Origin of the sequence: Ensifer sp. Root278, from assembly GCF_001429285.1 — a bacterium.
Classification (GTDB): domain Bacteria; phylum Pseudomonadota; class Alphaproteobacteria; order Rhizobiales; family Rhizobiaceae; genus Ensifer.
On record NZ_LMJJ01000044.1, the window covers coordinates 20,022 to 40,770 of the forward strand.

Consider the following 20,749-nt stretch of genomic DNA (forward strand, 5'->3'; position numbering starts at 1 on the left):
CCGGCATTGCAGACGGCTGCACGGTTCGCGAATTCGAAACCGAACATCCGCGGGGACGGCCTCGCTCCAGTATTAGGAGTTTGACATGGCCTGGTTCCTTCTTCTGCTTGCCGGCATCCTCGAAATCGGCTGGGCAATCGGTCTCAAATACACGGACGGCTTCACGCGCGTTACGCCCACGATCCTGACCGTCGGGTCGATGATCCTCAGCATCGCGTTGCTGGGGCTCGCGGTCCGCACTCTGCCGCTCGGTACGGCTTATGCGGTTTGGACGGGTATCGGTACGGTCGGCACGGTGATCCTCGGGATCTTCCTGTTTGCTGAACCGGCGACCTTCGTTCGCCTCGGCTGCATCGCCTTGATCGTCAGCGGAATCGCCGGGCTGAAGTTAGCTGCCTAACGGGACGTGATCGCGCTGACGTAGCGTAAAGCACACCAGCGACCTTGCTTTGAAGCTGCTGCCACCGTCGAAAAAACGAAGCGGGCTGCGCGTTATGAAGGACGCGCAGCCCGCGATCGTATTCAGAGATGTTTCGCTGTCTCCGATTACCGCAAGGCGTCGAGAACCGCAGCAGCCGCCAGCATTTCCTGCCAGCGGTTTTCACGGCGACGAAAAGCTTCCTCGTCGGTTCCCCAGTGCTCAATCTGCCAGTCTTCGTCGACATGCGCGGCCGTCCAGGCTTCTTCGGCCGTGAGTCTGCCGGAGGCGAAGGCGAGCGCCAGCAGCGCCGAACCCGTCAGGCTCGTTACCGTATGAACGCAGGTGAGCCCGAGCGGAGTGGCGAAAGCGCGCAGGCCCTCGGCATAGGCCGAAAGGGCTTCCTCCGGCTGCTCCTGATGGATCACGCCTTCGGCGAGGATGAAGCGGGCGCCGAGCGTTTGCCGCGCCCAATCGAGCACCGGGTTCCAGATCTCGTTCTGGCGTGCGACCAAGCCTTCCGGGCTGTCGGCGCGATAGCAGATCATGTCGGTTCCGGCGAAGCGCAGGATGTCGTCGAACACCGAGCGCTGGTCTTTCGCAACACCATCGAGAGCCGTGTTGACGATGCGGGTGACCGGCATTCGGGCGGGATCGATAACCTCGGCCTGTGCCTCCCACTCGGCGGCCAGCATATCGGCAAGCTTGCGCGTCGGCACGGCAAGCGGTTGCTTTGCTGGCGTGCGCACCGTGCGGCCGTCGAGTAGCACGGCGTGGGTGTCGCCTTCCGCCGCAGCGACGCTGACCTCCTTGTAGAAGCGCTTCGGCAGCGGCTTCAGCATCTGAATTTGTGCGCGGCGGACCGGATCTTCGTGGCTCATCGCACCGCTGAGTTCGTCGCGAATATCAGGCATGATTGTGTTCCATCCATTCAATGATGTCTGCCGGCGTCTGGGCAACGAAATCCGCACCCGCCTCGATGAGATCGGGAACGGACGCATAGCCCCAGGCAACGCCGATGGCGGCGGCTCCCGCGGCCTTGGCCATTTGCATGTCGTAGATCGCGTCGCCGATGACGACCGTATCCTTCGCGTCGATGCCGGCTTCCGAGCAGCATTCCGTCACCATTGCCGGGTGCGGCTTGGAGGGGCAGTCGTCGGCGGTGCGCGAAACGAAGAAAATCCTGTCGAAACCGTGGGTTTCGGAGATGTGGGTGAGGCCGCGCCGAGACTTGCCGGTGACGGCGCCGATCAGCAGCGCGTCCCGCGACGAGAGCGTCTGCATCATGTCGGCGATGCCCGGAAACAAAAGCTCCTGGAAGCCGGCTTCGCTGCGCACGCCCGCGAAGATCGACTTGTAGTGCGCAGTCATCGCCAGCGCCAGGTCGTCGACGTGCTCGCGGCCAAGCAGGCGGGCAATGGCGATGTCGAGTGTCAGGCCGATGATGCCCTTGGTTGCTGAAAGCGGCGGGCGCTCGCGATCGAACGCCTCGAAGGTGCGGGCCATCACCTCATGGATCAGCCCGCCGCTATCGACCAGCGTCCCGTCGCAATCGAAAAGCGCCAGTTTCATCAGTCGTCCTCGCCCGGCTCGTTCTCTTCAAAGCCCAGTAGGTTCCAGCTTTGGACCATGTGCGGCGGCAGCGGCGCGGTCACGCGCAGGCGACCGCCGTCCGGATGCGGGATATCGATATGGCGCGCGTGCAGATGCAGACGGTTCTGCATGCCGCCGGGCAGGCTCCAGTTGATATCGGCGTCGAAATACTTCGGGTCGCCGAGGATCGGGTGACCGATATGCAAGGCATGCACGCGCAACTGATGGGTACGGCCGGTATAGGGCTCCATCTCGAGCCAGGCGAGGTTCTGTGCCGCTTGCTCACGAATTCGGTAGTAGGAAATCGCGTGGTCGGCACCGTCCTCGCCATGCTTGGCGATGCGCATGCGGTCGCCGTCCGGCGTCTGTTCTTTGACCAGCCAGGTCGAGATCCGGTCTTCGCGCTTGCGCGGCACGCCTTTCACCAGCGCCCAATAGGTCTTCTTGGTGTCGCGCTCTCGGAAGGCGGCCGTCAGCTTCTGGGCGGCGCCACGCGTACGGGCAATGACCAGAACACCTGAGGTGTCACGGTCGAGGCGGTGCACCAGACGGGGCTTTTCGCCACGCTGATTGGTCCAGGCCTCGAGCATCTTGTCGATGTGACGGTTGACGCCGGAGCCGCCTTGCACGGCAAGCCCGGCCGGCTTGTTCAGCACGATCACCTTCGCGTCCTCATGCAAAACCATGCGCGACAGCAATTCTCCGTCGGGCGAGTGGCGAAGGTCGCGGCCGGCGATCGGGCCTGTCTTCGTCTCCTTCGCATCGACGCCAAGGGGAGGGATGCGCACCGTCTGGCCCGGCTGTAGGCGCGTGTCGGACTTGACGCGGCCGCCGTCGACACGGATCTGGCCCGAACGCAAAAGCTTCTGCAGCGGACCGAAACCCAGCCCCGGAAAATGCACCTTGAACCAGCGGTCAAGGCGCATGCCTGCCTCGTCACCGTCCACTTGCCTGTGTTCTATGCCTGCCATTTGAGCGAACCTGCTTTCTGTTCCTGCAGCGTCGCGCGTCAATCTGAAGCTCTTACGTTGGGATGGACGCAAGAAAACGCTTCAGGTGCGCAAGGGCTGCCGCAATCCTTTAACGGCTGCATGACAATGCCCCTGAAGCGATGACGGTTGAAGAGCAATGCAGCAACGCACCGCGTTTCCCTCAGGCTACGCAGCGCTCGTAGAAGCAGCCTTTAGACTATTGCGCGCATCAGAGCCAGCCCGCTGAAGACCGCAAGGAGCGAAAGCGCGACGCTGGCAACGACATAGATGACGGAAAGCATGACATCACCACGCTCGAAGAGCGTGATCGCATCCAGCGAAAAGGCGGAAAAGGTGGTGTAGCCGCCGAGAACCCCGGTAATGAGGAACACGCGCATTTCAGGCGATGCGCCGAACTTGCGCATGATCACCTCTGCCAGCACGCCGATCAGGAACGAGCCGGTGATATTGACGCCGAGTGTGCCCCACGGGAAGCCCGCCCCGAAGCGATGGACGGTCCAGAGGCCGACAAGGTAGCGCAAGATCGAGCCGATCGCGCCGCCGGCTCCAACGAGAAGGAGGTGGGTCATCAATCGCTCCGGGACAAAATCGGCCTAGGCCAGCCGTTCGGCATGCCACTTCAGGTGATCGTCCATGAAGGTGGAGATGAAGTAGTAGGAGTGGTCGTAGCGCTCATGCATGCGGAGCGTCAGATCGATGCCGGTTCCCTTGACCGCATCCTCGAACAGCCACGGGCGCAGGCCGTTTTCGAGAAAGCTGTCCGCCTTGCCCTGGTCGATCAGAAATTCCGGGAAGCGCGCACCGTCCTTGACGAGGGCGCAGGCATCATATTGGCGCCAGGCGGCGCGGTCTGTGCCGAGATACTTTTCGAAGGCGCCGACCGACCAGTCGGCGGTCGAGGGCTCGACGATCGGCGCGAAAGCCGAGCAGCTCTTGAAGCGATCCGGGTGTTTGAGCGCAATGGTCATGGCGCCGTGGCCGCCCATGGAATGGCCGAAAATGCCCTGGCGGCTCATGTCCATGCGGAAGTGCTGGCTGACGAAAGCGGGCAGTTCTTCGGTGATGTAGCTGTACATCTGGTAGTGCTCGGCCCAGGGCTTCTCGGTGGCGTCGACATAGAAACCCGCGCCTTTGCCCATCTGCCAGTTTGTCAGTTCGTCCGGCACGTCGGCGCCGCGCGGGCTCGTGTCGGGGCAAACGATGATAAGCCCGAGCTCGGCGGCCATGCGCCGGTATTCGCCTTTCTCCATGACGTTCGCGTGCGTGCAGGTGAGGCCGGACAAGTACCAGAGCACTGGTTTCGGTTCCTTGATCGCCTGCGGCGGCACGAAGACGGCAAAGGTCATCTCGCCCTTGCAAGCCTCGGACTCGTGCGAAAAGACGCCCTGCATGCCGCCGAAAGCGGTGTTCTGCGAAAGGACTTTCATGGACTGCTCCTTGGATAATGCTGCTCAACCGGCAAGCTGCACGGCCGCGTTGACGGCGGCGGCGACGAGCACGGTGTTGAAGAAGAAAGAAACGATGGCGTGCATCAGATTGATGCGCCGCATGGCTGTTGTGGTGATGGCGACATCCGAGGTCTGCGCGGTCATGCCGATGACGAAGGAAAAGTAGAGGAAATCAAAACCGCCGGGCTCGGGTGTCTCGGGAAAGTCGAGGCCGCGTGCCGGCTCCGGCGTTTGCGCATCCGCGGAAGGCACCCAGTATATGTGCGCATAATGCATCGCGGCCATCATATGGATCGTCGCCCAGCCGAGCACGACCGAGGCAAAGGCGAGGCCGAGAGCCAGCGCTGATCCCGCCTTCTCGCCGTTGAGCGCAAAGAACAGCGAGATGAGCGAGCTCGCAGCCGCACCGAATGTCACGAGGAGGATAACGAACTCGGGCTCGTCGGTGTTTCTGGCATGGGTCTTCAGGTGCCGCCCGGTCATCATCCGCAATCGCCGCCAGCACATGACGAGATAGACGCAGAAGAAGGTGATCGCAGCGCCTTCAAGTGCGAAGCGTCGCGCAACGAACCAGAGGACGGGCACGCTTGCTAGCGCGCATAGAATGGCAGTGTAGAAGGGCCAGTGCCTGAGCCTCGTCGTCGTCGCTGTCATCCAGATACCCCTGCGATCTGCAGCGGAAGCGGCTGCCGCACCGTCACTTTTTCGCCTGCCGTGCGAGTCGGTCAAGCGTTTCGAGGAAGGCGGATCGATCGCGCGGCGTGAAGGCGGCGTTGTAGCCCTTGCTCTCGCCGGTTTCACGCAAATGCTGCCCAAGATCGCGCATCGCCGAAGCCATGCCGATATTGCCCTTGTCGAAGATGCGTCCGGAAGGGCCGGTAACCAACGCCCCGGCGGCAACGCAACGCACGGCCAGCGGTACGTCGGCGGTGACGACGATATCGCCCTCATGCGCCCGTTCCGCAATCCAGTTGTCGGCCGCATCGAAACCCGCCGAGACGATGACGTTGTGCACCATCGGATCGCGCGAGGGGCGCAGGCCGGAATTGGCGACGAAAGTCACCTCTATTCCATGGCGTTCGGCCACCTTCAGAATTTCCGACTTCACCGGGCAGGCATCGGCATCGACATAGATCATCTTGTATCAGTTTCTCAACGGGACTGAAAAGGCGCCGGAAATCAATCGACTCCGACGCCGTTCTGAATCGGATTGTGAAGCAATTCCAGGAAAAGTGCGAAGCGGTTTTCGGTCCGGAATTGCGTCGTTCAGGTTGTGAAGCAATTCCAGGAAAAGTGCGAAGCGATTTTCCCGGAATTGCGCCATTGCCAGCTTAGCTTAGTAAAGAACGACCGAACGGATGCTTTCGCCGGAATGCATCAGCTCGAAGCCCTTGTTGATGTCTTCGAGGGCCATGGTGTGGGTGATCATCGGATCGATCTCGATCTTGCCCTCCATGTACCAGTCGACAATCTTCGGCACGTCGGTGCGGCCACGCGCGCCGCCGAAGGCGGTGCCCATCCAGCTGCGGCCGGTGCAGCCGCGATGCGAGGCCTCGAGCGCCTGGCGCATCACCTTGGTGTTGCCGGTGCAGTCGAAGGTGTAGTCGGCGCCGCCGATCTGGTCGGCCCCACGTTTGGTCATGTTGACGAGATAGGGCACGATGTCGTCGCCGACCTCTTTCGGGTTGACGAAGTGGGTCATGCCGAAGCGCTCGCCCCAGGCCTTCTTGTCGTTGTTGAGGTCGACGCCGATGATCATGTCGGCGCCGGCAAGACGCAGSCCCTGGATGACGTTGAGGCCGATGCCGCCGAGACCGAAGACGATCGCGGTCGCGCCCATCTCSACCTTGGCTGTGTTGATGACCGCACCGATGCCGGTGGTGACGCCGCAGCCGATGTAGCAGATCTTGTCGAAGGGYGCGTCCGGGTTGACCTTGGCAACGGCGATCTCGGGCAGCACCGTATAATTGGCGAAGGTCGAGCAGCCCATGTAGTGGTGGATCTTGTCCTTGCCGATCGAGAAGCGCGAGGTGCCGTCGGGCATCAGGCCCTGGCCCTGGGTCGAGCGGATCGCGGTGCACAGGTTGGTCTTGCGCGACAGACACGACGGGCAGGAGCGGCATTCGGGCGTGTAGAGCGGAATGACGTGATCGCCCTTCTTCACCGAGGTGACGCCCGGGCCGACGTCGACGACGATGCCGGCGCCCTCATGGCCGAGGATGGCCGGGAAGCCCATGTAGTGGTGGATCTTGTCCTTGCCGATCGAGAAGCGCGAGGTGCCGTCCGGCATCAGACCCTGGCCCTGGGTCGAGCGGATCGCGGTGCACAGGTTGGTCTTGCGCGACAGGCACGACGGGCAGGAGCGGCAYTCGGGCGTGTAGAGCGGAATGACGTGATCGCCCTTCTTCACCGAGGTGACGCCCGGGCCGACGTCGACGACGATGCCGGCGCCCTCATGGCCGAGGATGGCCGGGAACAGGCCTTCCGGATCGGCGCCGGACAGCGTGAAGTCGTCCGTGTGGCAGATGCCGGTGGCCTTGACCTCGATCAGCACTTCGCCGGCCTTTGGGCCTTCGAGTTGAACCGTCATGACCTCGAGCGGCTTGCCTGCCTGAACTGGCTCTTATAGAGCGGAATGACGTGATCGCCCTTCTTCACCGAGGTGACGCCCGGGCCGACGTCGACGACGATGCCGGCGCCCTCATGGCCGAGGATGGCCGGGAACAGGCCTTCCGGATCGGCACCCGACAGCGTGAAGTCGTCCGTGTGGCAGATGCCGGTGGCCTTGACCTCGATCAGCACTTCGCCGGCCTTTGGGCCTTCGAGTTGAACCGTCATGACCTCGAGCGGCTTGCCTGCCTGAACGGCAACGGCGGCACGTACATCCATCTATTTTCTCCCTAGGACAAAAATGGTTTCGGGCCGCCAGGGCGGCGGCCCGTTGGAATCGACAATAAGCTAACGAATGTTCTGTTGAACGCGATTGAGTTCCATCTCAAGTGCGGCGATGGCCTTGCCGGTCTGTTCGTGCAGCTTCTTGACCAGGGCAAGCTGCTCGCGAAGGCCGTCGCGCTCGTCATCGACCGCGTCCGAATCCGGCGCCTTGCCGAGGCCGGCGATCAGCCAGGCCGGGGTAACGCCCAGCACGCCGGCAAGCATGAAGAGCCGGTTCGTCCGGGGTTCGGCGCGGTCGCGCTCCCAGGCGGCGACCGTTTCAGCGCGGACTCCGAGTTGGTCTGCCAGGTCCTTGGTGCTGATGTTGGCGGCGTCGCGCGCCCTCCAGATGCGTCCTCCCAGCGTATCACCGTCGCTGGTGTCGCGCAGGCGGGCAATCATCGTTTCGGTGGACAAGCGCATGGATATCTCCTTTGCCACGGTTACGTTCAAAGGTCCCGGAGAGACGGCAGGAAGCCGCTTTTGACTTCCGGGGCGGAAGATGGTCCTGAGCTTATAGGCATTCGGCCAGCGAGGGACCACCCCGAAGCGCCAAAAACACCGTCAATTGCGGCTAAGGCGCGGATAGTTCGGCCTCCGGCGCATCCTCGGCCGTTGAAAACCGTAGCCTAGGCTCTAATGTGCGGCGGCCAACCGGAGCTTGCCCGATGACCGATGCCCGAACCGCGGCTGCCGAGCCTGCCGATACCGTGATGCAAGGCGTCGCCATCATGCTCTTTGCGATGGTCATCCTGCCCGGCATGGACGTGATCGCGAAGTATATGGCCGTCTACGAAGGCATGTCGCCCGGCCAGGTGACCTTCTACCGGTTCTTCTTCCAGCTGGTGGCGACGCTGCCGATGCTGCTTGGCGCCGGCGGCCTGCGGGCGCTGAAGCCGAAGCGACCCTGGGCCAATCTGCTGCGCGGCGTGCTGCTGGCGACCGCGGCCCTGTTCTTCTTCATTTCCGTGAAGTACATGCCGCTGGCCGATACCTTTGCCATCTATTTCGTCGAGCCCTTCATCCTGACCTGCCTTTCGGCGGTGTTCCTGAAGGAAAGAGTCGGCTGGCGACGCTGGCTTGCCATCATCGTCGGCTTCGGTGGGGCGATGATCGTCATCCAGCCGAGTTTCGCGGCTTTCGGCGTGACGGCCTTGCTGCCGGTGGCCTGCGCCTTCGTGTTTGCCTGCTATCTGCTTCTCAATCGCGCGGTCGGTACGGGTGACTCGCCGCTGACGATGCAGACCATCGCTGGCATCGGCGGCACATTGATGATGGCGCTGGTGATCCTGGTCGGCAACGGCATGGGCAGCCCCGACTTCGTGCCGTCCTTGCCCAAATCGGCGCTTGGCTGGACGCTGGTGGTTATCCTCGGCGCGCTCTCCGGTTACGGCCATCTGCTGGTCGTCAAAGCCTTCCGGGCGGCACCTGTCTCCTTGTTGGCGCCATTCCACTATTTCGAGATCGTCACGGCGACGGCGCTCGGCTATCTCATCTTCGGAGACTTCCCGTCGCTCTCCAAATGGCTTGGCATCGCCATCATCGTCGGCTCGGGCCTCTTTATTATCTGGCGCGAGCGGTAGGCGGGACGTCGAGGTTCAGGCGCCGTCGGTCTTTGTCGGGCCGAACACCGTCTCGAAGGCCTCGCGCAGCCGGATATCGACATCCGGCATCATCACCGGCAGGCCGAGGTCGACGAGGCTTGTTACGCCGTAGCCGCGAATACCGCAGGGCACGATGCCGCCGAAATGGTCGAGATCCGGATCGACGTTCAGTGCGAAGCCGTGGAAGCTTACCCATTTGCGCAGGCGAATGCCGATCGCGGCAATCTTGTCTTCCGCCACCGAACCATCGGGCAGGGCGGGCTTTTCCGGGCGGCGAACCCAGACGCCGACCCGATCTTCGCGGCGCTCACCTCTCACATTCATCGAATCGAGCGTGGAGATCACGACGCTTTCCAGCGCAGCGACGAAGGCGCGCACGTCCTGCTTTCGGCGCTTGAGGTCGAGCATAACGTAAACGACGCGCTGGCCCGGCCCGTGATAGGTGTATTCACCGCCGCGACCCGTCGAGAACACCGGAAAGCGATCCGGCATCACCAGATCAGCAACATCGGCGCTGGTACCGGCTGTGTATAGCGGCGGATGTTCGACCAGCCAGACGAGTTCGTCCGCGGTGCCGGCGGCGATCGCGGCAGCTTCCTGTTCCATCAGTTCGACTGCCTGTGGATAATCCACCAGATCAGAGGCAATCCGCCAGCGAACCGGGGGTGATTCCGGGGGGGCGAACATGGTCTGGCTCAGATTCTCACGCTGCATTCGGTCTGCATTCCTGTTTTCAGAGCTTGTAAATGGGATGGCGCGTGACAAGAGTCCAGCGTTTCCAACGCTTCCCCAGCGGGCTGTTGAAATAGTTTCATTTCCCGTCAAATTTCTGTCGTCATCCCCTTGTGCCCCCCAGGGGCTTTTGCTACATGCAGCCCCGTCGACGCAGGTCGACACCTACCACGATGCGGTCGTGGCGGAATTGGTAGACGCGCAGCGTTGAGGTCGCTGTGGGGCAACCCGTGGAAGTTCGAGTCTTCTCGACCGCACCAAAAAAACCCGGCTTTGGCCGGGTTTTTTGTTTTTATCCTGCCTAGCGAACACGGCGAGCTGCGCGGAATCGCGTCGCTGACACATCCCTTTTCTGGACGTTTCCAATCAAGCGTAGGCGTTTGGCACGGTGGGAAGGAGCGCGCTCTCTTTGCTGGCGAATGGCCGAAGACGAACGGGATCCCGCGCCCAACAATCGGTCTCGGCGCGGTGGCCGACAAGGTGCGCGCGCTTGATGCGCGGAAAGGCGACCTGGCCGGTTCGCTCGCAATGCGACGGGCCGCTGAGTTCTGTCATGATCGCCCGAATTGTGCACAGCCATCTCTTGTGCACTGCGGGGGCTTTTGCTACATGCACCCCCGCCGGCGCAGGTCGGCATCTACCACGATGCGGTCGTGGCGGAATTGGTAGACGCGCAGCGTTGAGGTCGCTGTGGGGCAACCCGTGGAAGTTCGAGTCTTCTCGACCGCACCAAAACCGGCTTCGGCCGGTTTTTTCGTTTTTATCTCCAACGCTTAGGTCTTGAGCCCACCGCGCGGCTCAGCCTCGGGCCGACGCTGCAAGCCCGCAAACCTCAATACATCTTCCGACCGCACTTCGGCGTGCATAGCGCTTGCCGCCGCGGAAAAAGAGTGAACGAGCACCGCCACGTTGCAGGCGAAATGGCTTGGAATGTTATTTGGTGCTAACCTTGGCGCGGTATTCCAGAACGAGGGCCGGGCTGGAGCAGTTTTCTGGGCGCGGCGGTGGCTGGGCGACCTGCACCAATGACGAAGCCTGTTTGCTTGGGAGGTTCCTTTGGGCGGCGATCTCAGGGCTGTTGCCGATGCAATCCTCAATACCGTCGTCAGCGCCGCGGATGGCGTGCCCGGCGTCGTCGCGATTGCCACAGATAGACGGGGCGATATCTACACCGGTGCAGCCGGAAAGCGAGCATTGGGTGGCGATGCGGACATGACCGCCGACAGCGTCTTCGGGCTCTTCTCGATGACGAAAGCGATCACCGGCACTGCCTGCCTGCAACTGGTCGAAGAGGGCAGGCTCGATCTCGATGCTCCAGCCAGGCGATACGCTCCCGAGATCGGCAAGCTGCAGGTGATCGATGGCTTTGATTCCTCCGGGAACCCGAAGCTCCGCCCGCCCAAGCGGGATATCACGACGCGCATGCTGCTTTTGCATACGGCTGGCTTTGGATACGACTTCTTCAATGAGACCTACGCCAGGTTGGCCCGGCAGCATGGGCAGCCCAGCGTGATCACGAGCTCCTATGCGTCCATCCGCACCCCATTGCTGTTCGATCCAGGCGACGACTGGGAATATGGAAGCAACCTGGACTGGGCCGGACAGGTGGTGGAGGGCATAGCCGGTAAGCGATTGGGCGAGGTGATGACCGAGCGAATCCTTCAGCCGCTCGGCATGGACGATACCGGTTTTGCATTGACCCCAGCGATGGCCTCACGCGTGGTCACGCTGCATCAGCGGGACGATGCAGGGCGATTGCAGCCGGTGCCCGATTTCCGGTTCCCCCAGGAACCCGAGGTCCAAATGGGTGGGCATGGCCTCTACTCGACAGCTACCGATTACTCAAAATTTATTCGCATGTGGCTGAACGACGGGGTGGCACCCGGCGGCCGCGTGCTGAAACCCGAAACCGTCGCAATGGCGGAAAAGAATGGCCTCGGAGAAAAGAAGATCAAAAAGCTTCCCGGGGTGATACCGAGCCTTTCGCACGACGTCGAATTTTTCCCCGGAATGCCGAAATCCTGGGGGCTTAGCTTCATGATCAATGATGAAGCCGCGCCGACAGGCCGACCGGCCGGCGCGCTGGCCTGGGCTGGGCTTGCAAACCTCTATTACTGGATAGACCGCCAAAATGGTCTCGGCGGCCTCTGGGCGACGCAGATATTGCCCTTCGTCGACCCGGCCTCGATCGGGGGCTACCTTGACTTCGAAACGGCGGTCTACTCCGCCTTTCCAAGGTAGTCGGCCGAAACATTTGATTGCACACGCCAAGCCTGGGTCGCTTGCACCGCGCGCCGCGCGCTTGCCCCGCCCTGCGTCCACGTCGTCAGCTGTTGCCTTGCGGTCCGCTCTGGTCCATGCGGCGGCGGATAAGCTTGAAGCTGTGATCGGGCTGAACCTCATAGGTTTCGTAGACCATCTGCCCTTCATACATGAAACGGTGCTGAACCATGGTGCCGGGAGCGGCCTGCGTCTTTCTTTTGCTGGCGTTTTCGCCGTAGGTCAGGCTCTCGGGCAGGGGCTCAAGACTCTGTTGGGCACTGTTGCAACCGGCGAGGGCCAGGAGGCCGATGACTGCAAGATATGTTGGCTTCATTGTTCGATCCTTGGTGAACTGGGAGTCATTGGATGCTGTCCGCGGGAAGTCCTAGACGCGCGTCTGTTCCCTTGTCAGCTTTTCGAATTTCTTGATCGCCCGATCGCGTTTCAGGCGCGAGAGGCGTTGGGTCCAGAAAATACCGTCGAGCTGGTCGATCTCATGTTGCAGGCAAATGGCCATCAGCCCTTCGGCTTCCTCTTCGACCTTTTCGCCTGAAAGGCTTTGATAGCGAACGCGCACGGTTTGCGGTCGCTCGATGTCTTCCGAGACCCCTGGCATCGAAACACTGCCTTCCGCATGTTTCATGACTTCGGCGGAGTTCCAGACGATCTCAGGATTGATGTAAATCCTGACGCCGCTCTCCCGGTCGAGCTCGATCACCGTCACCCTTTGCAGCACGCCGAGATGCGGAGCGGTGATACCGATGCCCGGTGCCGCTCGCATCGTGTCCAGAAGGTCGTCCGCAAGGGCCTCGAGCGCCGCATCAAAGCGGGTAACGGTGTCCGCCTTCTGGCTCAGCAAGGGACTGGGAAAACGGACAATGGGACGGATCGCCATCAGATGTTCCTCGGCTGCAGCGTTTGCGGCGCCGTACGTCCCGTTGAGGAGCGCAAGAGGCGGCGTAAACCTTGGGCTGCTGTTTCGTCCTCTGAAATCGATTCCGGTTCCAGGGAACGAAGAGAAGTGCTAGCCGATCGCGCGATCGATGTCGACCGTGTCGAGATGCAGCCGGTTTCTCATGTATTTGCAACAGCTTGAATAAAACTGTTATCGCCGCGCACAGGGTGGTATCTGTGCTGTGGACCTCGGCGGGGCTTTGCGCTAGCAGGGCTGTAGGACCCAACTTCCGGAGCACGGCAGCGGAAGAGGGGCACCAACCGTCAGTGACGCATTCTTTCCGGCCCGTATGATGGAGCACCGGAAAGCAGCAATCGTTTCGAGGGCGCCCATGAGCAATATCGGCGACGACGACAGCGGTATCGAAGACGTCAAGACCTTTGACGGCTCGGACATCTATGCCGACGACGGTTCGGTCCGTTCCGATTTCCTCATGCATGTCGGGGCCGCGATCGCCGATCGCGATACGATCTATCTGCGCCAGCACGTCGCCGGCCTGCATTCGTCGGAACTCGGCGACCTGCTTGAAGCGATCCAGCCTGACCAGCGCCTGGCGCTGGTCTCACTGCTCGGCAAGGAATTCGACCTTTCGGCGCTGACGGAGGTCGACGAGGCCATCCGTCTCGATATCGTCGAGCATCTGCCGAACGAGCAGATCGCCGAGGCTATCGGCGAAATGGACTCGGACGACGCCGTCTACATTCTCGAGGACCTCGACCAGGAAGATCAGGACGAGATCCTGGCGAAGCTTCCCTTTACGGAACGGGTTCGCCTTCGCCGCTCGCTCGATTATCCGGAGAGCACCGCCGGCCGGCGCATGCAGACCGAGTTCGTGGCGGTGCCGCCATTCTGGACCGTTGGCCAGACGATCGACTACATGCGCGAAGACGAGGACCTGCCCGAGAGCTTCACGCAGATCTTTGTCATCGACCCGACCTTCAAGCTGCTCGGTGCCATGGACCTCGACCGCATTCTACGGACCAAGCGCTCGGTCAAGGTCGATGCGATCATGCACGACACGAGTCATGCGATTCCGGCCGAGATGGACCAGGAAGAGGCAGCGCAACTGTTTGAGCAATATGACCTTCTCTCCGCCGCGGTCGTCGATGACAACGGAAGGCTGGTCGGAGTGCTCACCATCGATGACGTCGTCGACGTCATTCAAGAAGAAGCGGAAGAAGACCTCTTGCGCTTGAGCGGTGTCGGCGATGAAGAGCTCTCGGACTCGGTTGCCGAGGCATCGCGCTCACGCGTGCCGTGGCTGTTCATCAATTCGATGACGGCGTGCATGTCCGCCTCGGTCATCGGGCTTTTCGATGCGACCATTCAGCAGATCGTCGCGCTCGCCATTCTGATGCCGATTGTCGCCGGCATGGGCGGCAATGCCGGTTCGCAGACCATGACCGTTACCGTCCGCGCGCTTGCGACCCGCGGCCTCGACATTCACAACGCGCCGCGCATTATCCGGCGCGAAGCCGGGGTCGGGCTGTTGAACGGCATGATCTTCGGCACGCTGATCGGCCTGCTCGCCGGTCTCTGGTTTCAGGACCCGAACATCGGCGGTATCATCGCCACGGCCATGCTGATCAATATGATGGCCGCAGCACTTGGCGGCATCCTCGTTCCGCTCTGCCTGGACCGCTTCGGTGCCGATCCGGCCGTGTCTTCCGCCGTTTTCGTGACGGCCATCACCGACATCACCGGTTTCTTCAGTTTTCTCGGCATCGCCACGTGGTGGTTTCACGTCACGTGAGGTGAACGCCGTTGTTTGACTTTTACGTCAAGGTCAACGATAGTGTATACGCATTACAGCGCGCGCGTCTTCCATGACACGCTGAGATCGCTGTAACACTTTGACCTGCTGCATAATTTTGACCTTAAATCGATACCGATTTTAGGAACGATGCAGTAAATCATGGAATGGCAGCGTGAATAAATATTATAGCATCACCGAATTGACGCGGGAATTCGGCATTTCCACCCGAACGCTGCGGTTCTATGAGGACGAGGGCCTCATTCATCCTGAACGCCGTGGACGCACGCGCCTGTTCCGGCCTGCGGATCGGCGGCTGATCCAGGAAATTCTGCGTGGCCGGCGCATCGGCTTCACGATTGCCGAAATCCGCGAAATCATCCAGGTCTACAAGGATCCACCCGGCGAGATGGGCCAGCTTCGGCTCTTGATGAACCGTGTCGAGGAAAAGCGCGAGGAGCTTCGGCAGAAGCGCAAGGATATCGAAGACACGCTGGCAGAGCTCGACAATGTCGAGGAGGCTTGCCTGACGCGTCTCGCGGAGATCGGCGTCGGTACCTGAGCAGGCGGGCGTATTCTTAAAGGCGAAAGTTTCGAAGGGTGGCGTCCGCGCTGCCCTTTTTGGTTTTGGGCTGTGCGGTCTTTTGGTCAGATCCAGCGGCTGGTGTGCCGGCAATAACGCTCGAACTCGAAGCCGAAGCGCGACAGCAGATGCCGCTCTTCGTTGCGAATGGCAAAGACGGTCGTCAGCATCACCGCTGCGATCGCCGTGATGAAGAACCAAGGATTGAGCGTCGCCAGACCGAAGCCGACCATCATCAGGGTGTAGCCGAGATAGATCGGGTTGCGTGTGAAGCGGAAGGGGCCGTAGGTGACGAGGCAGGTCGCCGACCGGTAGGGCATGACGGCCGTGTGCCGGTCGAGCAAGGTCTTGACTGCCCAGAGATCCAGCCAGATGGCGACGATGATCAGTGTGCCGCCGCTGATCCAGGGAAACCAGCTGTGTCCGTGTGCGACGGGGATGGGGGAATATCGCGCCAGAACAAGGGCCGCGAGCGTGGCGACGCCGTAGAGCAGGGCGGGCCACGGGAAATTCAGCGGCTTGGCACGATAGGCATTCATGTCCTAGTCCCCTGATTGCACGTCCATTGTGCACTGTCGCGCGATTCGCGCAATGCGTTCATCGGTGCTGACGTTGATCTCTCCCCTGTTCAGGCTATCGAACAGGTTCTGTTGTACCAGAAGGTCGAGCGTACAGCCGCAGAAGGCCTCGCACGGCACGGCCGGGTTCCCCTGGTTGCAGGCCGCGACGCAATTGCTGCGGTAGGCTTGCTTGGGATCCGGCAATGTCGGCGGTGAAATCAGCGAGAAGAGATAGACCAGTCCGATGAGCACGGGCTGGTGAATGAGGTATATGGCCAGACTGTGACGGCCGCCGAAGACGAGCGGGCTCATCCACAGTTTGCCCTTGCCACCTGTGGACGGACGGTTTGCGAGGACCGCGACGAGCCGCGCATGGAAGAGCTTGGCTGCGGCAAGGCCGAAGAGGAAAGGCCCGAGCCACGGCAGCAGCGGCACATAGTCGTTGGAGCGCGGGAAGGATTCCGACAGTCCGACCCACCAGAGCCAGGGTGCATCGAAGGCCGGCGAGCGCAAATAGAACGGTGCCGCGATGGCTGCTGCCGCCGCAACAAGGGAAACGACGGCGGGAAGCCGCAGGAAGACAAGGCCGATCACGCTTGCCGCGGCGATCGCATGCAGGATGCCGAAGAAGATGAAGGTGTCCGGGAACGCGAAATAGGTCGCGATCGTGATCAGCGCTGCCGCACCGGCGATTTTGGCAAAGCGCCGCATGAACGCGTCGAGGCGAAGCTTCGGCCATTGTCCGAGCACAAGGCTGTACCCGGCGAGAAACAGGAAGCTGCTGGCGATGAGCCGGGCAAAGATCTTCCAGCCGCCGGTGCCGGCGGTTCCCGCGGCAACGTAGCCGAAGAACTCGAGGTCCCAGACGAAATGATAGGTAGCCATGGCGAGCAGTGCCACGCCGCGTGCGACGTCGATGAAGGCGAGCCGCCCCCGTGCGGCAGATTGAGCCGGTATCTGTGTCGTCGGTGAAGTCACATTGCTGTCGGACATGGGCATTCGCCATCCTGTGGGCGTGAAGAAGAATGACATGTTTGGCTTGTGCCAAACACGCGTCGTTGGCTGATGGTGGAAGTGGTCAGGCCTGGTCTGTTTCCGTTCAGCGCGATGGGCGCGCGTGCTGTCAGGGCGTTGCGTCCGGCAGCAGCGCCGCGCGTGCCTCCGAGAAGAACTGCCTGCGGGTCAGCACGAAGATGACGAAGACGGTGAGCCCGACGAAGACATAGGGGCTGATGAACCAGCCGAGATATCCGATCGACAGGAAAATCGCCCGAAGCCCGGCGTTGAAGTGCTTGGCGGCCAGCACGTTCATGCGGATCGCCCGTTCGGCTGCCTTCTCCGCCGCCTGCAGGTCGCGTTGCATGTCGGCGGTCATTGGAATGCCGCCCATCAGGATTGAGCAATAGTTGAACAGCCGGTAGGACCAGCCGAACTTGAAGAAGGAATAGCCGAAGAGACAGGTGAGGCCACCGACCTTCAGCTCGAACGCGGTCCGACCGCCATGGAAGACATAGGGCATGTCCGCGAAGATCATTTGCACCTGTTCGGTTGCGCCGAGCAGAGCGAAGCAGCCACCGAGGGCGAAGATCGTCGTCGAGGCAAAGAAGGCGGTGCCGGCCTGCAGCCCCGCGATGATCTGCGTATCGATCATCTTCAGATCGCGGTTGAGCGAATTGCGGATCCAGCGGCCACGATGCTCGTTCATGAGGCGGGTGAGACTCACCCGCTTGAAGCCGCGCGTGCCGTCGGTCGCCCAGCTGAAACCCGCCCAAAGCAGGATAAACACGACAAGCGCTATGTAATCTTCGAAGGTCATACACGTGTTTTTGGCATGGCTTTTGGAAAATGCAAGGTGGCCGCGGCGGCGCGGGAATCGACGGCGCGTCAACTACTGTGATGAAATTGCGGCGGAATTTTTCTCCGCTCCCGCCGGCCAATTGCGCGGTTTTCACCAGCTTAGTGTACTGAGCGGCGAGGGCCTGACACCTTTCCGCCACATTTCCCCATTGCGCAGTAACACTTTCTTCAATATGCAAGGCCCCAGACGCGGGCACCCAATGTGCTGCTCGCGGCCGTTGAGAGTGTTTTCGGAGACATCATGGACAATACAATTCAGAAATCTTGCTGGGGCGTAACTGCACGCGCCGTGGCTGGTTTCGCTGGCGTTCTTGTTCTTGCTTATCTTTTCGGCGGCCTTTGATATCTGGTATCTAGAAAAGACCACTGATTGACGGCGCGGCTTCCCAAAAGCCGCGCCGTTTTTGATTCCAGGCAGCCAATCTCGACACCCCGGAGCCTTTGCGGGATGACAATGTCGCACGGATGGGATCGAATGTCGGTTGACCGCCTGACCGTCTGCTATGGGATCGCTTAGGCTTCGTTCCTATATTTGTTGCGGATTTCCTTAAATCGGTGCCGATCTGAGGATAAAATCGCGCAGTAAATATGAGGATAGCGCGCCGGTTCGCACAGACCGTGAAGCGTGATATCGAGGCAATCGTGAATGCGGTGCTCGGGCAATCATGCCGGTGCGCCGCGAGTCAGTCTCCGGGGCAGGCAAACTTATGTTTCTTTCCGTCTTCGACGTGTTCAAGATCGGTATCGGGCCTTCGAGCTCGCATACGATGGGGCCGATGTCGGCCGCCAACCGCTTTCTCGAACTCATTCTTTCCGACGACTGGCCGCGCCCGTCCCATGCTGCCGTTGCGGCGATCAAGGTCAGCCTGCACGGTTCGCTGGCCCATACCGGTATCGGCCACGGCACGGGCAGGGCGGTTGTCCTTGGTCTCGTCGGCGAACGCCCCGACCTGGTCGATCCTGATCGCATGGACGGCTTGATCGACGAGGTCGAGCGCAGCGGCCGCATTTCGCCGCCGGGACATCCGTCCTATGAATTCCAGCCGAAGACGGACCTGGTCTTCGACAAGAAGGTGCCGCTGCCCGGCCATGCCAACGGCATGTCCTTCTCCGCGTTCGACCGCGACGGCCGGCTCCTGCTGAAGCGGATCTATTATTCGATCGGCGGCGGCTTCGTCGTGACCGATACGGAACTCGAGGCGATGCGTGCCTCGAAGAACAAGGCGGCCGGCGTCAAGGTGCCATTCCCGTTCTCGTCGGCCCAGGAGATGCTGGACATGGCGGCCCGCTCCGGGATGACGATCGCCCAGATGAAACGGGCGAACGAAGAAGCGACCATGTCGCCGGATGAGCTGAATGCCGGGCTCGACCGCATCTGGGGCGCGATGAGCAACTGTATCGACCGTGGGCTGAGCCAGGAGGGCATCATGCCCGGTGGCTTGAAGGTCCGCCGCCGCGCACGCTCGATCCACGACAAGCTGCAGGAAGAATGGCGCTCCAACAAGACCAACCCGCTGCTCGCCAACGACTGGCTGAGCGTCTACGCGATGGCGGTCAATGAAGAGAATGCCGCCGGCGGCCGCGTCGTCACGTCGCCGACCAACGGTGCAGCAGGCGTCGTCCCCGCCACTATCCGCTACTACATGCATTTCCATGACGACGCGGATCAGGAGGGCATCCGCGACTATCTGCTGACGGCTGCCGCAATCGGTGGCATCATCAAGCACAACGCCTCGATCTCCGGTGCCGAGGTCGGCTGTCAGGGTGAGGTCGGCTCAGCGTCCGCCATGGCCGCTGCCGGCCTTGCTGCCGTCATGGGCGGTACGCCCGAGCAGATCGAAAATGCCGCCGAGATCGCACTCGAGCACCACCTCGGCATGACCTGTGATCCGGTCGCCGGCCTGGTTCAGGTTCCGTGCATCGAGCGCAACGCGCTCGGTGCGGTCAAGGCGGTGACGGCAGCCTCGCTGGCGCTCAAGGGCGACGGTAAGCATTTTGTGCCGCTCGATGCCTGCATCGAGACGATGCGCCAAACCGGCGTCGACATGAACGAGAAGTACAAGGAAACATCGACCGGCGGTCTCGCGGTCAACGTCGTCGAATGTTGAGCCGCCACGGTGATTGTGGATGAACAGCGTCCGGCCGCTTGACCGCAACGGCCGGACGGGTGTTCAAAACAGCTATGTCTCTGCATCTCATAAAGCTCTGCGTCGGAGCGGAATCGATCGAGGACCTGCGCGAATGGGTTTCGCGCAAGGCTATGGCCGCCATGGCCGCTGGCCTCGAGCCCCATTCCTTCCACACGACCCGCATGGTGCCGAAACGGGTGGAGGAACTGCTGAGCGGCGGTTCGCTCTACTGGGTGATCAAGGGGACCGTGCAGGCGCGACAGTCCTTGATCGGTATCGAAACCTTCACGGATGGCGAGGGTATCGGCCGCTGCAATCTGCTGCTTGGCCCTGAAGTGGTCGAGACGGAGTTGCAGCCGCGGCGTGCCTTCCAGGGCTGGCGCTATCTCACCGACAAGGATGCGCCGCGCGACCTTGCGTCGCTTTCCGGTGGCGGTGCCGAGATGCCGCTCGAGCTGCGCCGCGAATTGGCGGAACTCGGACTTCTCTAATCTTCAATATGGATGACCTGACGACCCATCACAGGGCAGGTTGCGATGCTGGCACGCGCATGGTTGCGGCGGTGTCGCAACAAGAAAAAAGGCGGCACAGGCCGCCTTTTGGAATTTCATGAACGTTCAGGTGATCCGCATTCTTAGGGGATGGCGCCGGTTCGGCCCCGTCACGTGAAGATGAATGCCGGCCCGCGGCTGCGTCGATCGCCAGGCGCGCGCTCCGTGCGTCAGGAGCATCCCGACCAGATCGCGCGTCTTCGCCTTCGACCGGTTCAGCCCGAGATCGGCAATGCGCATGGCCGCCTCGTGCAGGGGATGCAGGTTGATGCGCGACGGCTTAGCGCGCCGTCCCGGCAGCGGGGTGACACCCGGAACGTTTTCGTTCATCGCCATGATTTACCTCGTTACGCTGTACAAATCCGAGGAAGGCGGCCG

Annotated in this window: 24 protein-coding genes and 2 tRNA genes; 9 read left to right on the top strand and 17 right to left on the bottom strand. The window is 61.6% G+C overall.

Going from position 1 to position 20,749, the window contains the following annotated elements:
• Nucleotides 1-85: 85 nt before the first annotated feature.
• Nucleotides 86-400 (top strand): quaternary ammonium compound efflux SMR transporter SugE, encoded by a 315-nt coding sequence (gene sugE, locus ASE60_RS31740; RefSeq protein WP_034795623.1) that lies wholly within the window; start codon nucleotides 86-88, stop codon nucleotides 398-400.
• A 146-nt stretch (nucleotides 401-546) separates the two neighbouring features.
• Here sugE and ASE60_RS31745 read toward each other — a convergent pair whose 3' ends face one another.
• The 10 genes from ASE60_RS31745 to ASE60_RS31790 form a co-directional block, all read right to left on the bottom strand.
• Nucleotides 547-1,332, bottom strand: coding sequence for an ATP12 family chaperone protein (locus ASE60_RS31745; RefSeq protein ID WP_057255590.1), 786 nt, complete (start codon nucleotides 1,330-1,332; stop codon nucleotides 547-549).
• A complete protein-coding gene (locus tag ASE60_RS31750; RefSeq protein ID WP_057255591.1) occupies nucleotides 1,325-1,990 on the bottom strand; it encodes an HAD-IA family hydrolase in 666 nt (221 codons plus the stop codon). The genes ASE60_RS31745 and ASE60_RS31750 overlap by 8 nt, the downstream gene beginning before the upstream one ends.
• Nucleotides 1,990-2,982: an RluA family pseudouridine synthase gene (locus ASE60_RS31755; protein WP_057255592.1), complete on the bottom strand. Its 993-nt coding sequence runs from the start codon at nucleotides 2,980-2,982 to the stop codon at nucleotides 1,990-1,992. Before ASE60_RS31755 ends, ASE60_RS31750 begins: the two co-directional genes overlap by 1 nt.
• Before the next feature lie 212 nt (nucleotides 2,983-3,194).
• Nucleotides 3,195-3,572, bottom strand: coding sequence for a fluoride efflux transporter CrcB (crcB, locus tag ASE60_RS31760; RefSeq protein WP_057255593.1), 378 nt, complete (start codon nucleotides 3,570-3,572; stop codon nucleotides 3,195-3,197).
• A gap of 24 nt (nucleotides 3,573-3,596) precedes the next feature.
• Nucleotides 3,597-4,430 (bottom strand): S-formylglutathione hydrolase, encoded by an 834-nt coding sequence (gene fghA, locus ASE60_RS31765; protein ID WP_057255594.1) that lies wholly within the window; start codon nucleotides 4,428-4,430, stop codon nucleotides 3,597-3,599.
• A gap of 24 nt (nucleotides 4,431-4,454) precedes the next feature.
• Nucleotides 4,455-5,105 carry a DUF1345 domain-containing protein gene (locus ASE60_RS31770; protein ID WP_057255595.1) on the bottom strand — a complete coding sequence of 217 codons (651 nt, stop codon included), beginning with the start codon at nucleotides 5,103-5,105 and terminating at the stop codon, nucleotides 4,455-4,457.
• A 43-nt stretch (nucleotides 5,106-5,148) separates the two neighbouring features.
• Nucleotides 5,149-5,589, bottom strand: a complete 441-nt coding sequence (locus ASE60_RS31775) for a YaiI/YqxD family protein (RefSeq protein WP_057255596.1) — start codon at nucleotides 5,587-5,589, stop codon at nucleotides 5,149-5,151.
• A gap of 198 nt (nucleotides 5,590-5,787) precedes the next feature.
• Nucleotides 5,788-7,041, bottom strand: a complete 1,254-nt coding sequence (locus tag ASE60_RS31780) for an alcohol dehydrogenase catalytic domain-containing protein (protein ID WP_082616287.1) — start codon at nucleotides 7,039-7,041, stop codon at nucleotides 5,788-5,790.
• Entirely contained in the window at nucleotides 7,038-7,340 is a 303-nt protein-coding gene (locus ASE60_RS31785) for an alcohol dehydrogenase catalytic domain-containing protein (protein WP_057255597.1), read from the bottom strand. Before ASE60_RS31785 ends, ASE60_RS31780 begins: the two co-directional genes overlap by 4 nt.
• A gap of 69 nt (nucleotides 7,341-7,409) precedes the next feature.
• A complete protein-coding gene (locus tag ASE60_RS31790) occupies nucleotides 7,410-7,808 on the bottom strand; it encodes a helix-turn-helix domain-containing protein (RefSeq protein ID WP_057255598.1) in 399 nt (132 codons plus the stop codon).
• Nucleotides 7,809-8,053: 245 nt separating this feature from the next.
• Between ASE60_RS31790 and ASE60_RS31795 the strand changes: the two genes are divergently transcribed.
• On the top strand, nucleotides 8,054-8,968 hold the full coding sequence (locus tag ASE60_RS31795; protein ID WP_244495750.1) for a DMT family transporter: 915 nt from the start codon (nucleotides 8,054-8,056) through the stop codon (nucleotides 8,966-8,968).
• Nucleotides 8,969-8,983: 15 nt separating this feature from the next.
• On the opposite strand, the gene lipB is transcribed toward ASE60_RS31795, so the two are convergent.
• The gene (gene lipB / locus ASE60_RS31800; protein ID WP_057255599.1) at nucleotides 8,984-9,703 is read right to left on the bottom strand and encodes a lipoyl(octanoyl) transferase LipB; all 720 of its coding nucleotides are present in this window, start codon (nucleotides 9,701-9,703) and stop codon (nucleotides 8,984-8,986) included.
• A gap of 193 nt (nucleotides 9,704-9,896) precedes the next feature.
• Between lipB and ASE60_RS31805 the strand changes: the two genes are divergently transcribed.
• The 3 genes from ASE60_RS31805 to ASE60_RS31820 all read left to right on the top strand — a co-directional run bounded on the left by ASE60_RS31805 (nucleotide 9,897) and on the right by ASE60_RS31820 (nucleotide 11,962).
• Nucleotides 9,897-9,981 (top strand) — tRNA-Leu (locus ASE60_RS31805).
• Nucleotides 9,982-10,368: 387 nt separating this feature from the next.
• Nucleotides 10,369-10,453, top strand: a tRNA-Leu gene (locus ASE60_RS31815).
• A gap of 324 nt (nucleotides 10,454-10,777) precedes the next feature.
• A complete protein-coding gene (locus tag ASE60_RS31820) occupies nucleotides 10,778-11,962 on the top strand; it encodes a serine hydrolase domain-containing protein (protein ID WP_057255601.1) in 1,185 nt (394 codons plus the stop codon).
• An 85-nt stretch (nucleotides 11,963-12,047) separates the two neighbouring features.
• On the opposite strand, the gene ASE60_RS31825 is transcribed toward ASE60_RS31820, so the two are convergent.
• Nucleotides 12,048-12,317, bottom strand: a complete 270-nt coding sequence (locus tag ASE60_RS31825) for a hypothetical protein (protein ID WP_057255602.1) — start codon at nucleotides 12,315-12,317, stop codon at nucleotides 12,048-12,050.
• 51 nt (nucleotides 12,318-12,368) lie between these two features.
• Nucleotides 12,369-12,878, bottom strand: coding sequence for a peptide deformylase (locus tag ASE60_RS31830; protein WP_057255603.1), 510 nt, complete (start codon nucleotides 12,876-12,878; stop codon nucleotides 12,369-12,371).
• Between the two features lie 391 nt (nucleotides 12,879-13,269).
• Between ASE60_RS31830 and mgtE the strand changes: the two genes are divergently transcribed.
• Together mgtE and ASE60_RS31840 are read left to right on the top strand one after the other, a co-directional pair.
• The gene (gene mgtE, locus ASE60_RS31835; protein ID WP_057255604.1) at nucleotides 13,270-14,691 is read left to right on the top strand and encodes a magnesium transporter; all 1,422 of its coding nucleotides are present in this window, start codon (nucleotides 13,270-13,272) and stop codon (nucleotides 14,689-14,691) included.
• A gap of 175 nt (nucleotides 14,692-14,866) precedes the next feature.
• Nucleotides 14,867-15,253: a MerR family DNA-binding transcriptional regulator gene (locus tag ASE60_RS31840; RefSeq protein ID WP_057255605.1), complete on the top strand. Its 387-nt coding sequence runs from the start codon at nucleotides 14,867-14,869 to the stop codon at nucleotides 15,251-15,253.
• Nucleotides 15,254-15,339: 86 nt separating this feature from the next.
• On the opposite strand, the gene ASE60_RS31845 is transcribed toward ASE60_RS31840, so the two are convergent.
• The 3 genes from ASE60_RS31845 to ASE60_RS31855 form a co-directional block, all read right to left on the bottom strand.
• A complete protein-coding gene (locus ASE60_RS31845; RefSeq protein ID WP_057255606.1) occupies nucleotides 15,340-15,813 on the bottom strand; it encodes an isoprenylcysteine carboxylmethyltransferase family protein in 474 nt (157 codons plus the stop codon).
• Between the two features lie 3 nt (nucleotides 15,814-15,816).
• Nucleotides 15,817-16,827: a DUF1624 domain-containing protein gene (locus ASE60_RS31850; RefSeq protein WP_057255607.1), complete on the bottom strand. Its 1,011-nt coding sequence runs from the start codon at nucleotides 16,825-16,827 to the stop codon at nucleotides 15,817-15,819.
• Between the two features lie 130 nt (nucleotides 16,828-16,957).
• Nucleotides 16,958-17,650: a DUF599 domain-containing protein gene (locus ASE60_RS31855; protein WP_057255608.1), complete on the bottom strand. Its 693-nt coding sequence runs from the start codon at nucleotides 17,648-17,650 to the stop codon at nucleotides 16,958-16,960.
• A 748-nt stretch (nucleotides 17,651-18,398) separates the two neighbouring features.
• Here ASE60_RS31855 and ASE60_RS31860 point away from each other — a divergent pair.
• Entirely contained in the window at nucleotides 18,399-19,799 is a 1,401-nt protein-coding gene (locus tag ASE60_RS31860; RefSeq protein ID WP_057255609.1) for an L-serine ammonia-lyase, read from the top strand.
• Between the two features lie 74 nt (nucleotides 19,800-19,873).
• On the top strand, nucleotides 19,874-20,311 hold the full coding sequence (locus ASE60_RS31865; RefSeq protein ID WP_057255610.1) for a DUF1489 family protein: 438 nt from the start codon (nucleotides 19,874-19,876) through the stop codon (nucleotides 20,309-20,311).
• A gap of 126 nt (nucleotides 20,312-20,437) precedes the next feature.
• Here ASE60_RS31865 and ASE60_RS31870 read toward each other — a convergent pair whose 3' ends face one another.
• Complete coding sequence (locus tag ASE60_RS31870; protein ID WP_057255611.1) at nucleotides 20,438-20,707, bottom strand: hypothetical protein; 270 nt, start codon at nucleotides 20,705-20,707, stop codon at nucleotides 20,438-20,440.
• Between the last annotated feature and the right edge of the window lie 42 nt (nucleotides 20,708-20,749).

Bases quoted from the DNA above. Each gene is read 5' to 3' on its own strand.
- ASE60_RS31830 (WP_057255603.1), bottom strand. From the start codon at position 12,878: ATGGCGATCCGTCCCATTGTCCGTTTTCCCAGTCCCTTGCTGAGCCAG.
- ASE60_RS31770 (WP_057255595.1), bottom strand. From the start codon at position 5,105: ATGACAGCGACGACGACGAGGCTCAGGCACTGGCCCTTCTACACTGCC.
- mgtE (WP_057255604.1), top strand. From the start codon at position 13,270: ATGAGCAATATCGGCGACGACGACAGCGGTATCGAAGACGTCAAGACC.
- ASE60_RS31785 (WP_057255597.1), bottom strand. From the start codon at position 7,340: ATGGATGTACGTGCCGCCGTTGCCGTTCAGGCAGGCAAGCCGCTCGAG.
- ASE60_RS31755 (WP_057255592.1), bottom strand. From the start codon at position 2,982: ATGGCAGGCATAGAACACAGGCAAGTGGACGGTGACGAGGCAGGCATG.
- fghA (WP_057255594.1), bottom strand. From the start codon at position 4,430: ATGAAAGTCCTTTCGCAGAACACCGCTTTCGGCGGCATGCAGGGCGTC.
- ASE60_RS31750 (WP_057255591.1), bottom strand. From the start codon at position 1,990: ATGAAACTGGCGCTTTTCGATTGCGACGGGACGCTGGTCGATAGCGGC.
- ASE60_RS31845 (WP_057255606.1), bottom strand. From the start codon at position 15,813: ATGAATGCCTATCGTGCCAAGCCGCTGAATTTCCCGTGGCCCGCCCTG.
- crcB (WP_057255593.1), bottom strand. From the start codon at position 3,572: ATGACCCACCTCCTTCTCGTTGGAGCCGGCGGCGCGATCGGCTCGATC.
- ASE60_RS31795 (WP_244495750.1), top strand. From the start codon at position 8,054: ATGACCGATGCCCGAACCGCGGCTGCCGAGCCTGCCGATACCGTGATG.
- ASE60_RS31865 (WP_057255610.1), top strand. From the start codon at position 19,874: ATGTCTCTGCATCTCATAAAGCTCTGCGTCGGAGCGGAATCGATCGAG.
- sugE (WP_034795623.1), top strand. From the start codon at position 86: ATGGCCTGGTTCCTTCTTCTGCTTGCCGGCATCCTCGAAATCGGCTGG.
- ASE60_RS31850 (WP_057255607.1), bottom strand. From the start codon at position 16,827: ATGTCCGACAGCAATGTGACTTCACCGACGACACAGATACCGGCTCAA.
- ASE60_RS31745 (WP_057255590.1), bottom strand. From the start codon at position 1,332: ATGCCTGATATTCGCGACGAACTCAGCGGTGCGATGAGCCACGAAGAT.
- lipB (WP_057255599.1), bottom strand. From the start codon at position 9,703: ATGCAGCGTGAGAATCTGAGCCAGACCATGTTCGCCCCCCCGGAATCA.
- ASE60_RS31870 (WP_057255611.1), bottom strand. From the start codon at position 20,707: ATGGCGATGAACGAAAACGTTCCGGGTGTCACCCCGCTGCCGGGACGG.
- ASE60_RS31860 (WP_057255609.1), top strand. From the start codon at position 18,399: ATGTTTCTTTCCGTCTTCGACGTGTTCAAGATCGGTATCGGGCCTTCG.
- ASE60_RS31775 (WP_057255596.1), bottom strand. From the start codon at position 5,589: ATGATCTATGTCGATGCCGATGCCTGCCCGGTGAAGTCGGAAATTCTG.
- ASE60_RS31825 (WP_057255602.1), bottom strand. From the start codon at position 12,317: ATGAAGCCAACATATCTTGCAGTCATCGGCCTCCTGGCCCTCGCCGGT.
- ASE60_RS31855 (WP_057255608.1), bottom strand. From the start codon at position 17,650: ATGACCTTCGAAGATTACATAGCGCTTGTCGTGTTTATCCTGCTTTGG.
- ASE60_RS31790 (WP_057255598.1), bottom strand. From the start codon at position 7,808: ATGCGCTTGTCCACCGAAACGATGATTGCCCGCCTGCGCGACACCAGC.